Annotated in this window: 11 protein-coding genes and 1 rRNA gene; 5 read left to right on the top strand and 7 right to left on the bottom strand. The window is 71.9% G+C overall.

From position 1 onward, the window contains the following. Window positions 1-133: 133 nt before the first annotated feature. The 6 genes from hpf to mtnA form a co-directional block, all read right to left on the bottom strand. Window positions 134-826: a ribosome hibernation-promoting factor, HPF/YfiA family gene (gene hpf, locus AC068Z_RS20685; RefSeq protein ID WP_451727069.1), complete on the bottom strand. Its 693-nt coding sequence runs from the start codon at window positions 824-826 to the stop codon at window positions 134-136. Between the two features lie 315 nt (window positions 827-1,141). Continuing rightward, window positions 1,142-2,134: a ComF family protein gene (locus tag AC068Z_RS20680; RefSeq protein ID WP_478557313.1), complete on the bottom strand. Its 993-nt coding sequence runs from the start codon at window positions 2,132-2,134 to the stop codon at window positions 1,142-1,144. A gap of 198 nt (window positions 2,135-2,332) precedes the next feature. Next, on the bottom strand, window positions 2,333-4,165 hold the full coding sequence (locus tag AC068Z_RS20675; protein ID WP_478557311.1) for an LpqB family beta-propeller domain-containing protein: 1,833 nt from the start codon (window positions 4,163-4,165) through the stop codon (window positions 2,333-2,335). Continuing rightward, entirely contained in the window at window positions 4,155-6,212 is a 2,058-nt protein-coding gene (gene mtrB, locus AC068Z_RS20670; RefSeq protein ID WP_478557309.1) for an MtrAB system histidine kinase MtrB, read from the bottom strand. Before mtrB ends, AC068Z_RS20675 begins: the two co-directional genes overlap by 11 nt. 1 nt (window position 6,213) lies before the next feature. After that, window positions 6,214-6,903, bottom strand: a complete 690-nt coding sequence (gene mtrA, locus AC068Z_RS20665) for a two-component system response regulator MtrA (RefSeq protein ID WP_015659998.1) — start codon at window positions 6,901-6,903, stop codon at window positions 6,214-6,216. Between the two features lie 166 nt (window positions 6,904-7,069). Further along, complete coding sequence (gene mtnA / locus AC068Z_RS20660) at window positions 7,070-8,212, bottom strand: S-methyl-5-thioribose-1-phosphate isomerase (RefSeq protein WP_478557303.1); 1,143 nt, start codon at window positions 8,210-8,212, stop codon at window positions 7,070-7,072. 141 nt (window positions 8,213-8,353) lie between these two features. Here mtnA and AC068Z_RS20655 point away from each other — a divergent pair, with 141 nt between their 5' ends. Genes AC068Z_RS20655 through AC068Z_RS20635 form a run of 5 tightly spaced genes read left to right on the top strand, consistent with a single transcriptional unit; the run spans window position 8,354 to window position 13,952 of the window. Next, the gene (locus tag AC068Z_RS20655; RefSeq protein ID WP_478557301.1) at window positions 8,354-9,679 is read left to right on the top strand and encodes a DUF7847 domain-containing protein; all 1,326 of its coding nucleotides are present in this window, start codon (window positions 8,354-8,356) and stop codon (window positions 9,677-9,679) included. A 4-nt stretch (window positions 9,680-9,683) separates the two neighbouring features. Next, window positions 9,684-10,460 carry a DUF4129 domain-containing protein gene (locus AC068Z_RS20650; protein WP_478557299.1) on the top strand — a complete coding sequence of 259 codons (777 nt, stop codon included), beginning with the start codon at window positions 9,684-9,686 and terminating at the stop codon, window positions 10,458-10,460. Further along, a complete protein-coding gene (locus AC068Z_RS20645) occupies window positions 10,457-11,653 on the top strand; it encodes a DUF4350 domain-containing protein (RefSeq protein ID WP_478557297.1) in 1,197 nt (398 codons plus the stop codon). Before AC068Z_RS20650 ends, AC068Z_RS20645 begins: the two co-directional genes overlap by 4 nt. After that, a complete protein-coding gene (locus AC068Z_RS20640; RefSeq protein ID WP_478557295.1) occupies window positions 11,653-12,642 on the top strand; it encodes an AAA family ATPase in 990 nt (329 codons plus the stop codon). Before AC068Z_RS20645 ends, AC068Z_RS20640 begins: the two co-directional genes overlap by 1 nt. Then, the gene (locus AC068Z_RS20635) at window positions 12,642-13,952 is read left to right on the top strand and encodes a DUF58 domain-containing protein (RefSeq protein WP_478557293.1); all 1,311 of its coding nucleotides are present in this window, start codon (window positions 12,642-12,644) and stop codon (window positions 13,950-13,952) included. The genes AC068Z_RS20640 and AC068Z_RS20635 overlap by 1 nt, the downstream gene beginning before the upstream one ends. 86 nt (window positions 13,953-14,038) lie before the next feature. On the opposite strand, the gene rrf is transcribed toward AC068Z_RS20635, so the two are convergent. After that, a 5S ribosomal RNA gene (gene rrf / locus AC068Z_RS20630) occupies window positions 14,039-14,124 on the bottom strand; the annotation flags it as partial.

Here is a 14,124-nt window from a genome sequence, read left to right as displayed (position 1 = left end):
GGCCGGTGCGGCCATGATTTCATGCCCGGACCGCAGCGCGGTCACGGAGCGGGGCGCGAACCGGTCGCACACCGGTGCCCCTGGGGGCGCACACGCGCTCCAGGGGCACCTGCCCGCTCGCCGGCCGGGTGGCTCAGCCGCCCAGCGTGCCACCAGCCGCCTGGGTCTCCCCCTCGGCCACCATCGGGTCCGTGTTGAGGTGGATGACGCCGTAGTCGTAGGCGTGCCGCCGGTAGACGACACTGGGCTCCTTGGTCTCGGAGTCGATGAACAGATAGAAGTCGTGCCCGACCAGCTCCATCTCGTAGAGGGCCTGGTCCAGGGTCATCGGGGAGGCGACGTGCGTCTTCTCGCGTACGACGAGGGGTCCCTCACCCTTCACTTCCAGCGAGCCGATCTTCTTGGTGGGAACGCCGTCCGACTCTTCCTCCTGGAAGGTGTGGCCGTTCCCGTTGAGCGTCGCCGCACCCGGAACGTGGTCGGGGACCTCGGCAGCCGTCAGCCGGCGCGCGCCTCGGCGCGAGTAACGCTTGTCGTGCTGCTTGCGCAGCCTGGCGTCCAGCTTCTCCGCCGCCAGGTCCAGCGCCGCGTACGGATCGCTGGCCGCCGCCTCCGCCCGGATCACCGGACCGCGGGAGCGGAGGGTGATCTCCACTCGGTCGGAGCGGTCGGCCTGTCGGGGGTTCGGCTCCTTGGACACCTCGACGTCGAGGCTGATCACCTTGCCGTCGAGCTTCTGGATCTTCTCCAGCTTCAGCTTCTCGGCCACGTGCTTGCGGAACCGCTCGGGCACCTCGGTCTTGCGGCCCTTGACGACGATGTCCACGCAGAACTCCGTTCCCGGATCGCTCCGCTGCAGCGGCGGAGCATCTCCCTTTTGCACCAGGCTCCGGCGAACCCCGGAACCTCGGACTCGGTGACGTCCACCTCCTCCTCCCCCACGGGCAAGATCTCCATCCCGCCGGCTCGGGTGAATACGGAAAACCCGCAGCGCGGCATTCGGATATGAGAGGGATGGCCTGCGCCTTTCTCTCACAACCGAACATATCTCGCCCGGACGGATGTCGTCACCCTCTACAGCGGCGTACCTCCGTTCAGGTGAATTGGTCCTCTCATTACCTGCAACGATGCAAGTTCACAGTCAGTTCCGGTTTATTTCGAAAGCATCCGGCGAAGCCGCGACGACCGCCGCGCACATGACCTCACCTGCGCGTACACCGCCCGCCATTCCCGGCACTCCGTGCCTCCGCACTGTCTCCGCCGTCACTTCCGTACTCCGTTCCCCTCTCTCTTCCCGACTTCCCGCCATGCACACCGCCGTTGTCCAATCCGGGGGAACGAACGGTGGTGCGGCCGATGGTCCGGGAGGACGGCCGGACGGGGTGGTTCCCGGGTGCGGTGGCCGAGGTCCTTCGGCTGTCCGCGCTCTTGGCGTGGCGGTGGTCCCGGGGCCCCGCCCCGCCCCCTCCCACCCACCCCGCCCCACGCCCTCCCGCACCGCCCGAGCCGCCTCCGCCAGCGACGCGCCGGTCGTCATCAGGTCGTCCACGAGCACGACCGCACCACCGCCCAGCAGCCGCTGCCCGCCCGGCGCCACCGCGAGCGCGCCCGCCAGATTGTCCGACCGCTGCCGGGAGTTGAGGCCCGACTGGTCGGCCACCGCACGCCGCTGCCGCAGGACGGCGAGCACCCGCGCCCGTGTGCCGGCCCGCCGCAGCTCGGCCGCCGCTGCGAGCGCGATCCGCCGCGCCGGGTCATGCCCCCGCGCCCGGACGGCCCGGGGTGCCGACGGCACCGGAACCAGCAGCACGGGCAGTCCACCGCCGACCGGACCCGGAACTTCGCCGAGCCCCGCCCGCACGGCTCCCGCCAGCGCCACCCCGAGAGGTGCCGCCAGTGCCAGCGCGCCCCGCTCCTTGTGGGCCAGCAGAACAGCCCGCACCTCGTCCGCATACCGGGCCGCCGCGTGCACGACCGGCAGCCCGGGCGGCTCCGGATCCGGTCGCACCCGGCTCGGCGCGGCGCCGCTCAAGGCCGTACGGCACTCCGGACAGAGCACCGTACGGGGCCTCCCGCAGCCGCCGCACTCGGCCGGCAGCACCAGATCGGTGAGGTCCTGCCACCACCCCCGCATGGCCTCCACTGTGCCAATCCGGGCGTCCGCCTGCCAGCCCTGTGGATAACTGCCTGTGGATAACTCCGGCGGCCTTGAGGGCGGACTCCAGAACGACCGCAGAAGCCCACGATGAGCCATTGGAAAGGGAAACGGCCGCCCCCGTTCAGGAGCGGCCGCTCACCCAACCCGGACGCCCGGCGGGCGTCGTATTCCGGATCACCCCGGATAAACCGGCGCCGTCCCGTCCTTGACGACCTTCTGCCACTGCGCACCGGACTGCAGTCGCACGATGCCGTCCTCCGAGTAGGCCACCAGCGGCACCTGATCGTCCTCCGTCGCCGCGATCTCCTTCACCCCGGTCAGCGCGGCCGGCGCCGGCCCCTCCGGCGTGGCCCCGTCGACCTGGACGTACCGCACCGTCTGCACGCCGTCCTGCTCCCGCCCGACGACCACGAGCCGGCTGTCGCCCGCCCAGGACACGGTGGTGACCTCTTCCAACTGCGGTGTCGCGGAACGCAGTTCCATCACCGAGACGGTCGGCCGGTCCTCCCCGGGCTTCGACTCGCGCTCGATCCGCCCGATGAGCAGGGACGACTTGTCGCCCTTGGCCACGACGAGCGCGATTCGCACGCCGTCCGCGGCCACACGCACCGACTTGATCCGGCCGTCCAGCCCCGGCGTCCGCACCTCCAGCGGCTCACCCGCGCCGTTCTCCAGCAGGAACAGCTTCGGGTCGGCGGGGTTGCGGTCGGCGACCCACAGATCGTGCTGGGCGTCCCAGCTGGGAGCCGTCAGCCGGTCGTCCTCCGTCCTGCCGGTACTGCGCAGCACCGGTTCCCCGAGCGATCCGCCCGACACCAGCGAGCCGACGTACAGCGCCCGGCCGTCCAGGCCGACCCCGGCCGCCATCCTTTCGTCCCGTGAGACCGCGGCGGACCGCAGCTGGGTCTGCCCCTCGCCGAGCGCGCCCGGTACCGGCTCCGGCGTCCTGGCGCTCTCGTCGGCCGACATCCGGACCAGCCGGTGCTTGTCGTCGACGAAGTACAGGTACTCGACGTGCTCCGTCGACCCGCGCGCGGCGGTGGTCTCGGCCCGGTCGGAGGTGCACAGCTGCCTGTCGCCCGACTCCAGTTCGACCTCATCCACCGATGGAGTGAGGCTGCGCAGGGTGAACAGGAGCTGGGCCGCCATCTCGGTGCACCTGTTCAGGCCGACGTGGGCCGCCTTGCCGTTCAGCGGCACGGTCAGCCTGTTCTGGTCGTCGGGCGTCAGCGTGGTGACGCCCTTCTCCAGCGCCGTGCCGGTGGGGAAGCTCGTCCGGACCACGGGCTCGAGCAGGGTGGTGGGGCCCTTCAGCAGGGAACGCACCATCTGCGTCATGGGGTCGACGCGCTCCCGGACGTACACGGGATCGGCGACGGCCGTGGTCTGCCGCCCGTTGCCGGCCGTGGTGTTCGAGGCGAAGTAGTACTTGTTGACCGACGTGTAGTTGCGCTCGAAGTCGCCCTGTCCCATCACGACGCCCGGGGGCAGCTCGTCGATGCGCCACTGCTTGGTCTTCGGGTCCTGCGTGAGGTGCAGGAGCGTTTCGTACAGCCCGTCCGCCGGGGCGTACGACTGCTGCTCGTCGACCGTGGCCACCTTGGTGCCGCTCAGCGTGAACGAGGTCTCGCCGGTCTCCTCCCGCCCCCGCGCCCTGGGCAGCTCGAAGGCGTCGGGGCCGTCCGCGAGGACCGTGGTGCCCGTCTTGGGCCGCCAGGTCTTCGCCGCGTCCTTGGTCAGATACTGGCTCGCGATCTCATAGTTCGGATCGTCGCTGGTCAGCGCCTCGAGGAAGCCCTGCACCAGTTGCGTGGGCGTGGCGTCCTCCGAGGGCGGCATCGCGAAGACCCGCACCTGGGTGTCCTGACGCGGAGTGGAGTCCACGCCGCTCAGATCGCCGCTGTCGGGCATCGAGGCACACCCCGCCAGCAGTACGGCGCCACAGGCGGCGTACGCCACCGCGCGCCCCGGCCTGCGCCGGGTGCCCCCCTCGCGGTCAGCGCCCACGAAATGCCTCCCCTTGCCTGCTCTGGCCCTCCGGTGGCCCGGCGTCCTCGCCGCGCGCCCCGTCCCCGGCGGGCGCGTCGTCCTGTCGTCGCGGCGCCGAGGCGGGCCGGGGCACCACCCGCGCGCCGTTGCCCGGCAGCGCCGTCGGATCCGCCGTGGGGGCCGCGGAGGCCATCCTGGGCGCTATCGGGTCGCGCGACGGTATCGAGGACGTCTCGCCCGTCGGCTGCGCCGGCACGGTGGCGCTCTTCTCCGCGCGCGGGATGCCCGCGTCGTCGAGTCCGCGGTTGCGGCGCGAGTCCTTCGGCTCCAGGGGTATCGGGGAGCCCCTGAGCGGCTCGTCCGCGGTCCGCGGCAGCGTCAGCCGGAACTGCGAGCCGCCACCGGGCTCGCCCCACGCCTGCAGCCAGCCGCCGTGCAGCCGGGCGTCCTCCAGGGCGATGGACAGCCCCAGGCCCGTACCGCCGGTGGTACGCGCGCGTGCCGGGTCGGCCCGCCAGAAGCGGCTGAACACGCGCGTGGCCTCGCCGGGCTTGAGCCCGACGCCGTAGTCGCGTACCGCGACGGCGACCGCCCCGCCCGCCGAGGCGAGCTTGACGACGACGTCCCGGCCCTCGCCGTGCTCCACGGCGTTGACGACGAGATTGCGCAGCACCCGCTCCACGCGCCGGGCGTCGGCCTCGGCGACGACGGGCTGCTGGTCGCCGACCATCCGGATCGTCGTGCCCTTGCGCTCGGCGAGCGGCTCGGCCCCGCTGACCACCCGCCGGACGACCTCGCGCAGGTCGATCGGCTCGGCCTCCAGCGCCGCCGCGCCCGCGTCGAACCGGCTGATCTCCAGCAGGTCCGCGAGCAGCGACTCGAACCGGTCGAGCTGGTCGGCGAGCAGTTCCGCCGAGCGCGCGGTCACCGGGTCGAAGTCCTCCCGCGCCTCATGGATGACGTCAGCGGCCATGCGTACGGTCGTCAGCGGCGTCCGCAGCTCGTGCGAGACGTCGGAGACGAACCGCCGCTGCATCCGCGACAGGTCCTCCAGCTGCTGGATCTTCAGCTGGAGGTTCTGCGCCATCTTGTTGAAGGCCTCACCGAGCCGCGCGATGTCGTCCTCTCCGGTGACCTTCATACGCTCCTGAAGGCGCCCGGCGGACAGCCGCTCGGCGATCCCGGCCGCCATCCGCACGGGCGTGACGACCTGGCGCACGACGAGCCAGGCGATGGCTCCGAGGAGTACGACGACGAAGAGTCCGGCGGTCGCGAGCGTGCCCTTGACCAGGCTGAGCGACTTCTCCTCCTGGGTGAGCGGGAAGAGGTAGTACAGCTGGTAGGGGTCGCCGTTGGGGTCGTTGACCTGCTTGCCGATGACGAGGGCCGGCTGGGACTCCTTGTCGGCGTTGTAGATGATGCGCGTGTAGCTCTGTGCCGCGGCGGTGTCGCTGTCGATCCGGTCCCGCAGGTTCTCGGGCACGCTGGCGCTGGGGTCGACGTAGTTGGAGGCGCGGGGGCCGCGGCCACCGCCGGTGTCCCCGCCGGCGGGCAGGGTCACCACCTCGAAGGCGCCCTGGCCACCGCTGGACAGCGACTCCACCAGGTCGCTCATCCATTCGATGACGTTCTGCTCGGAGCGGCCGTCGGCGGCGGTGCCGTCGGCACCGGCCCGGACGGCCTCTTCCTCGGCCTTCTGCTTGGCCGCCGCGAACCCGCCCGTGGCCTGGCTCTGCGAGGCGTTCACCTTGGCGTCCAGCAGGCCGTTGCGCACCTGCCCGATGACCACGAAGCCCAGGAGCAGCACGACACCCAGCGACATCAGCAGGGTCGTGACGACGACCTTGAGCTGGATGTTGCGCCGCCACAGCCGCATCACGGGCAGCAGCGGCCGGCGTATCCAGCGCATGAACAACCTCAGGACCGGGCTGCCCTGGACCCCGCCCTGGAGCAGCCCGCCCTGCAAGAACCGTCCCCAGCGGGAGCCTGCCGTCCCCCGGCCGACAGGCCGCCCCGCGCGGGTCCCGGACCGTCCGGGCGCCGAAGCGGCACTGTCACCGGACATGTCAGCTCGGCCCCGCCTTGTAGCCGACACCTCGGACGGTCACCACGATCTCCGGCCGCTCCGGGTCCTTCTCGACCTTGGACCGCAGCCGCTGCACATGGACGTTGACCAGGCGGGTGTCGGCGGCGTGCCGGTAACCCCACACCTGCTCCAGCAGGACCTCGCGGGTGAACACCTGCCACGGCTTGCGCGCGAGCGCGACCAGCAGATCGAACTCCAGCGGCGTCAGCGCGATCGACTGCCCGTCCCGCTTCACGGAGTGACCGGCCACGTCGATGACCAGATCGCCGATGGCGAGCTGCTCCGGCGCCGGCTCCTCCGACCTCCTGAGCCGCGCCCGGATCCGGGCGACCAGCTCCTTCGGCTTGAAAGGCTTCACGATGTAGTCGTCCGCGCCCGATTCCAGGCCCACGACGACGTCGACGGTGTCGCTCTTGGCCGTGAGCATCACGATCGGCACACCCGACTCCGCCCGGATCAGACGGCACACCTCGATGCCGTCCCGTCCGGGCAGCATCAGGTCAAGCAGCACCAGATCGGGCTTGGTCTCACGGAAAGCGGCCAGCGCCTTGTCGCCGTCAGCTACGAAAGACGGCTCGAAACCTTCACCACGCAGCACGATGCCGAGCATCTCGGCCAGTGCGGTGTCGTCGTCGACGACAAGGACTCGTCCCTTCATAAACGACATCATCCCATTCTCGTAACAGTGACCGGGGCGCTGGTGAGAAGGGTCACTGGCCTGTGACGATAGTCGTATGGGGTCGCTACTGTCTGCCCTCGCCCATCGATCTTGAGGTCCGGGGTGGGCGCCGGCGGCCCGCGCGAGGCCGGCCGCCGAGGCCCATGGCCACCCGGCGTCAGCCGATCGTCACCTCCCGTGACCTGGCACACACCTCGGCCAGCGCCTCAGCCGTGACGGGCGACACCACACCCTCCTCCGTCACGATGGCCGTCACCAGCTCCGGCGGCGTCACGTCGAAGGCGGGGTTGTAGGCCGTCGTCCCCAGCGGGGCCACCGGTATCCCCCCGCCGGGACCGGTCACCGGCACGTGCGGCGCGGTCACCTCGGTCACCTCGAACCCGGCGCGCTGCTCCACCTCGATGGACGCCCCGTCCGGCGTGTCCGGGTCCACCGTCGTCACCGGCGCCACCACGATGAACGGCACATGGTGGTACCGCGCGAGCACCGCGAGCGGATAGCTGCCCACCTTGTTCGCCACGGATCCGTCCGCCGCGATCCGGTCCGCCCCGATCAGCACCGCGTCCACCTCACCGGCCGCGAACAGCGAACCCGCCGCGTTGTCCGTCAGCAGGGTGTACGCCATCCCGCTGCGCGCGGCCTCGTACGCCGTAAGCCGGGCGCCCTGCAGCAGCGGACGCGTCTCGTCCACCCACAGCCGCCGCAGCTGCCCCGCCCGATGCGCCGCCAGCGCCACCGCGAACGCGGTGCCCTCCCCGCCCGACACCAGCGAGCCGGTGTTGCAGTGGGTGAGGATCCGGTGCCCACCGCCGGGCAGCAGCTCGTCCAGGAGCGCCAGGCCTCGCTCGGCCATTCGGGCGCTGGCCTCGGCGTCGTCCTGGTGGAGCTTGCGCGCGGCGGCCAGCGCCGCCGCGGCCGCCTTGCCCACGTCTCCGCCGCGGGCCAGCTCGGCCCGGTAGGCGGCCTGCGCCCTGCGCACCCCGACGGCGAGATTCACCGCGGTGGGCCGGGCACCCGCGAGCGCGTCCGCGGCGTCGTCCACCTCGAATCCGCGCGCGGCGGCGAGCGCGACACCGTACGCCCCCGCGATCCCGAGCACGGGTGCCCCGCGCACGGCGAGCGAACGGATCGCCTCCACCAGCATCGGCGCATCCGTACAGACCAGTTCGACCTCCTCTGCGGGCAGTCTCGTCTGGTCGAGAAGGACCAGTACGGGGCCTTCGGGCGGCTCTTCCCAACGGATCACCGGAATCTCGGTCGGCCGCTTGTCCTCGCCGGATCGCGCGTGCTGATCAGCCATGCGGTCAGTCTGCCCGTTATCCGGCGGACAATTGAAGGTGTGCAGCCCATACCTTGGCCGGTCCCTCGGTGACCACCCCATGGCACGATGGCTGCCAACCTGCCGCCGCGACCCGCGGACGGGCACCGTGAAGGAGCGACGATGAACGACACTCCGGGCTGGGCCTCGCCCGGATCCGCCCCGTCCGACGGACAGGAGCCGGGCACGTCCGGCCCTGACCGGCCCGCCGACCGCCCGGACCTCGAGCAGCCCGCGGACCAGCCGCGCCCGCAGCCACAGGGCCCCGGCTCGCAGTGGTCCAAGGAGCAGCCGCCCCCGGCCCAGTGGTCCGCGCCGACCGGCCCCGCGGCCCCGGAGCAGACCCCGCCGCCCCCGCCCCCTGGCCCGGGCTGGGGCAACCGGTCCCCCGCAGGCGGCGGCCCCGGAGGCTACGGCGGCCCCGGTGGTCACGGTGCCTGGGGCAGCGGCTGGGGCGGCCCCCCGCCCGCGGCCAAGCCCGGTGTCATCCCGCTGCGTCCGCTCGGTGTCGGCGAGATCCTCGACGGCGCCGTCTCCACGATGCGCGCCTACTGGCGCACGGTGCTCGGCATCGCCCTCACGGTCGCGGTCCTCACCGAGATCGTCGTCGTCCTGCTGCAGGGCTTCTTCCTGAACGACCGCATCGACACCGACGCCCTCAACGACCCCAGCGCCACCCTCAGCGAACTCACCCGCGCCATGGGCGACGCCCTGCTCAGCTACGGCGTCATCTCGCTGATCTCCCTGATCGGCACGATCGTGGCGACCGCCCTGCTCACCACGGTCACCAGCCGAGCCGTCCTCGGCAAGTCGGTGACCACCGGCGAGGCCTGGAACGACGCCCGCCCCCAGGTCGCCCGCCTGTTCGGGCTGATCTTCCTGCTGCTGCTCATCACCTTCGGCATCGTCGCCGTCGGCGCGCTGCCGGGCATCCTGGTCGCCGCCGCGGGCGCGAGCGAGGCGGGCGCCGCGCTCACCGTCCTCGGCACCCTGTGCACCGCCGTCGTCGCGATCTGGCTGATGGTCCGCTTCTCCCTCGCCTCGCCGGCGCTGATGCTGGAGAAGCAGGGCATCACGAAGTCGATGAGCCGCTCCGCGAAGCTGGTCCGCGGCTCCTGGTGGCGGGTCTTCGGCATTCAACTGCTGGCCATGCTCATCGCGAGCATCCTCGCGTCGATCATCGCCATCCCCTTCGCCTTCCTGGCCGAGGCCTTCAGCAGCGACGGCGTCAGCGGCCTCCTCGAAGGCGGTGGCGGCGACGTCGGCTGGACGTACCTCATCGTCAGCGGGATCGGCTCGGTGATCGGCTCCATGATCACCTTCCCGATCTCGGCGGGCGTCACCGTGCTCCTCTACATCGACCAGCGCATCCGCCGCGAGGCCCTCGACCTCGAACTGGCCCGCGCCGCCGGCGTCCAGGGCTACGGATCCGACACCCCAGGGAGCTGAACCGGTGAGCCTGGCGGGGGGAGTTCTCACGGCGGCCTCGGCGCTGCCAGGCGCCGCCGCACGAATGTCGCCCCGCCTAGGGGACGCCTCCGCGCTGTCGGCGGCGCGCTCCGACGACGAGCCACCGCTGACGGTCCCCCGCGATCCCGCGCGGGAGGCTGCCCGGCGTGAGCTGTCCAAGCGGATGTACCACGAGGACGACCCCAGCTTGTTCCAACGCGCCCTCGACGCCTTCTGGAACTGGGTCGACGAACTGTTCAGCAGCGCCTCGTCCGTGACACCCGGAGGACCGCTCGGCCTGGTCGTCGTCATCGTGGCGGTCCTCGCCGTCCTGGGCGCCCTGTGGTGGCGCCTCGGCAGACCACGCCGGGAACCCACCTCCTCCGCCGCCCTGTTCGACGACCGTCCCCGCAGCGCCGCCGAACACCGCGCCGCCGCCGAGGCACAAGCCGCCCAGGGCCACTGGAACCAGGCTGTCCAGGAACGCATGCGGGCCGTCGTCCGCTCCCTGGAGGAACGCGCCCTCCTCGATGTCCGCCCCGGTCGCACCGCCGACGAGGCCGCCGCCGAAGCCGGTCGCGCCCTGCCCACCCACATGGACCGACTGCGCACCGCCGCACGGGATTTCGACGACGTGACATACGGCGGACAGTCCGGAACCGACCCGTCGTACCGGCGCCTCGCCGAACTCGACCGCGACCTGGAGCGCACCAAGCCCCAGCTCGCCGACACAAGCGCCCACAGCGCGGCCCACAACGCCCGCCAGGGAGCCGCCGAATGACCACCGAGGCCACGCTCCCGGCCACCTCGGTCTCGCCCACCGCCCGCCAGATCTGGACCCGCGCACGAAGCATCGCCCTCGCCCTGGCCGTCCTCATCGCGGCCGCGGTCGCCATCGCCGTGGTCCGCTCCGACACCCGGCACGGCGCCCTCGACCCGCGCTCCGCCGACCCCCAGGGCAGCCGGGCCGTCGCCGAACTCCTCGCCGACCGTGGCGTGTCCACGCGCGTGATCACCACTCTGGACGAGGCGCGCGACGCGGCCGGCCCGGACACCACCCTCTTGGTCGCCGTCCCCGACCTGCTGACCGAGCGTCAACAGACCGCGCTGCACTCCGCGTCGGCCGACACCGGCGGCCGTACCGTCCTCGTCGCCCCCGGCGCCTGGTCCGTCGAACGGCTCGCCCCCGGTGTCGTCGCCGACCCCGCCAAGAGCCTCGACTCCACGCTCCAACCCCACTGCGACCTGCCCGAGGCCCGCCGCGCCGGCCCCGCCGACACGGGTGGCATCCGCTACACCACCACCCACCTCCGGGCGGACTCCTGCTACCCCAGCGAGCGCCTGGCCACCCTCCTGCGCATCCCCGACACCTCCGGGGACGGCGACACCGTCGTACTCGGCGCGCCCGACATCCTCACCAACGACCGCCTCGACGAGCAGGGCAACGCCTCGCTCGCGCTCCAACTCCTCGGCTCCCGCCCCCATCTGGTCTGGTACCTCCCCTCGCTCTCCGACTCCACCGCCGCCGGCACCGAAGGCGAGCGCGGCTTCTTCGACCTGCTCCCCTCGGGCTGGCTCTGGGGCACACTCCAGCTCTTCTTCGCGGCCGTCCTGGCCGCCCTCTGGCGGGCACGCCGACTCGGCCCCCTCGTGCCCGAAAACCTCCCCGTGGCGATCCGCGCCTCCGAAACCGTCGAAGGCCGCGCCCGCCTCTACCGCAAGGCGAACGCCCGCGACCGCGCGGCCGCCGCTCTTCGCTCCACCACCCGCACCCGCCTCGCCCCCCTCGTAGGCGTCCCCGTCGCCCAGGCGCACACGCCCGAAGCCCTGCTCCCCGCCCTGGCCACGCACCTGCACGGCGACGGACAGTCCCTGCACACGCTCCTCTTCGGCCCGCCGCCCGGCGACGACGCGGCCCTCATCTCCCTCGCCGACCAACTCGACGCCCTCGAAAGTGAGGTACGCCGTCCATGATGGACCCGACCACTGACAACGCCGGGGAGAGCGGGGACCGGGCCGATTCCCGAGCCTCCCTCGAAGCCCTGCGCGCCGAGATCGCCAAAGCCGTGGTCGGCCAGGACCCCGCCGTGACCGGCCTCGTCGTCGCCCTCCTCTGCCGTGGACACGTGCTACTAGAAGGAGTCCCTGGGGTCGCCAAAACGTTGCTCGTCCGCGCCCTCGCATCCGCACTCGAACTCGACACCAAGCGCGTCCAATTCACGCCCGACCTGATGCCGAGCGACGTGACCGGCTCCCTGATCTACGACACCCGCACCGCGGAGTTCTCCTTCCAGCCCGGCCCGGTCTTCACCAACCTCCTCCTCGCGGACGAGATCAACCGCACGCCCCCCAAGACCCAGTCGTCCCTCCTCGAAGCCATGGAGGAACGCCAGGTCACCGTCGACGGCACCCCTCGGCCGCTCCCGGAACCCTTCCTCGTCGCGGCCACCCAGAACCCGGTCGAGTACGAGGGCACCTACCCCCTCCCCGAAGCCCAGCTGGACCGTTTCCTCCTCAAGCTGACGATCCCTCTGCCCTCCCGACAGGACGAGATCGCCGTCCTCACCCGCCACGCCGAGGGCTTCAACCCGCGCGACCTGCGCGCCGCCGGCGTACGCCCCGTGGCGGGCCCCGCCGACCTCGAGGCCGCCCGCGCAGCCGTCGCCAAGACCACGGTCACCCCCGAGATCACCGGCTACGTCGTCGACATCTGCCGAGCCACCCGCGAATCGCCGTCCCTCACCCTCGGCGTCTCCCCGCGCGGGGCCACGGCCCTGCTCGCCACCGCCCGCGCGTGGGCCTGGCTCACCGGCCGCGACTACGTCATCCCCGACGACGTCAAAGCCCTGGCCCTGCCCACACTCCGCCACCGCGTACAACTCCGCCCGGAGGCCGAGATGGAGGGCGTGACGGCCGACTCAGTCATCAACGCGATCCTCGCCCACGTCCCCGTCCCCCGCTGATGGCACTCACCGGGCGCACCGCGCTCCTCGCAGCCCTGGGCTCCCTCCCCGTCGGCATCTGGGAACCCAGCTGGACCGGCATCCTCGCCGTCAACGCCCCCCTGGCCGTGGCCTGCGCCTGCGACTTCGCCCTGGCCGCCCCGGTACGGCGCCTCGGCCTGACCCGCTCCGGCGACACCTCCGCACGCCTCGGCGAAACCGCCGACGTCACCCTCACGGTCACCAACCCCTCCAGCCGCCCCCTGCGCGCCCACCTGCGCGACGCCTGGCCCCCGAGCAGCTGGCAGCCGGGCACGGAGATCGAGGCCTCCCGCCACCGCCTGACCGTCCCGCCCGGCGAACGCCGCCGCGTCACCACACGCCTGCGCCCCACCCGCCGCGGCGACCACCAGGCCGACCGCGTGACCATCCGCTCCTACGGCCCGCTAGGCCTCCTCACCCGTCAGGGAACACACAAGGTCCCGTGGACGGTACGTGTGCTGCCACCATTCACCAGCCGCAAGCACCTCCCCTCCAAACTCGCCCGCCTCCGCGAACTCGACGGCCGCACCAGCGTCCTCACCCGCGGCGAGGGCACGGAATTCGACAGCCTTCGCGAGTACGTCCCCGGCGACGACACCCGTTCCATCGACTGGCGTGCTACGGCCAGACAGTCCGCGGTCGCCGTACGCACCTGGCGTCCCGAACGCGACCGCCACATCCTCCTGGCCCTCGACACGGGCCGCACATCCGCCGGCCGCGTGGGCGACGCCCCACGCCTCGACGCCTCCATGGACGCCGCCCTCCTCCTGGCAGCCCTGGCCTCCCGCGCCGGCGACCGCGTGGACCTCCTCGCCTACGACCGCCGAGTACGCGCCCTCGTCCAGGGCCGAACCGCCCGCGACGTACTCCCGTCCCTCGTCAACGCCATGGCCACGCTGGAACCCGAGCTGGTCGAAACGAACGCCCGCGGCCTTACGGCCACAGCACTTCGTACGGCACCCCGCCACGCCCTGATCGTCCTCTTCACCAGCCTGGACGCGGCCCCGATCGAAGAGGGCCTGCTCCCGGTCCTCCCGCAATTGACCCAGCGCCACACCGTCCTGGTCGCATCAGTCGCCGACCCGTATGTCGCCCGTATGGCGAAAGCCCGCGGCACAACGGATTCCGTCTACGAGGCAGCAGCCGCGGCCCAGGCCCAGAGCGAACGCCGGCGCACGGCAGAGCAACTCCGCCGCTCCGGCGTCACAGTCGTCGATGCGACACCGGACGAACTGGCACCCGCACTGGCAGACGCCTATCTGGCGCTAAAGACAGCGGGACGTCTGTAAAGGGCTCTTCCACAGAGCCCCTTGCGGGCTAGACCTAAACGCAGAAAACCCCCGTGCCGATGGCACGGGGGTTTTCTCTAAAATTTGTTCGGCGGCGTCCTACTCTCCCACAGGGTCCCCCCTGCAGTACCATCGGCGCTGTAAGGCTTAGCTTCCGGGTTCGGAATGTAAC

The organism is Streptomyces sp. NPDC043726 (assembly GCF_056436565.1).
This window is presented reverse-complemented; position numbering and strand designations above follow the sequence as displayed.

Bases quoted from the DNA above. Each gene is read 5' to 3' on its own strand.
- AC068Z_RS20680 (WP_478557313.1), bottom strand. From the start codon at position 2,134: ATGCGGGGGTGGTGGCAGGACCTCACCGATCTGGTGCTGCCGGCCGAG.
- AC068Z_RS20640 (WP_478557295.1), top strand. From the start codon at position 11,653: ATGGACCCGACCACTGACAACGCCGGGGAGAGCGGGGACCGGGCCGAT.
- AC068Z_RS20645 (WP_478557297.1), top strand. From the start codon at position 10,457: ATGACCACCGAGGCCACGCTCCCGGCCACCTCGGTCTCGCCCACCGCC.
- AC068Z_RS20655 (WP_478557301.1), top strand. From the start codon at position 8,354: ATGAACGACACTCCGGGCTGGGCCTCGCCCGGATCCGCCCCGTCCGAC.
- mtnA (WP_478557303.1), bottom strand. From the start codon at position 8,212: ATGGCTGATCAGCACGCGCGATCCGGCGAGGACAAGCGGCCGACCGAG.
- AC068Z_RS20635 (WP_478557293.1), top strand. From the start codon at position 12,642: ATGGCACTCACCGGGCGCACCGCGCTCCTCGCAGCCCTGGGCTCCCTC.
- mtrB (WP_478557309.1), bottom strand. From the start codon at position 6,212: ATGTCCGGTGACAGTGCCGCTTCGGCGCCCGGACGGTCCGGGACCCGC.
- mtrA (WP_015659998.1), bottom strand. From the start codon at position 6,903: ATGATGTCGTTTATGAAGGGACGAGTCCTTGTCGTCGACGACGACACC.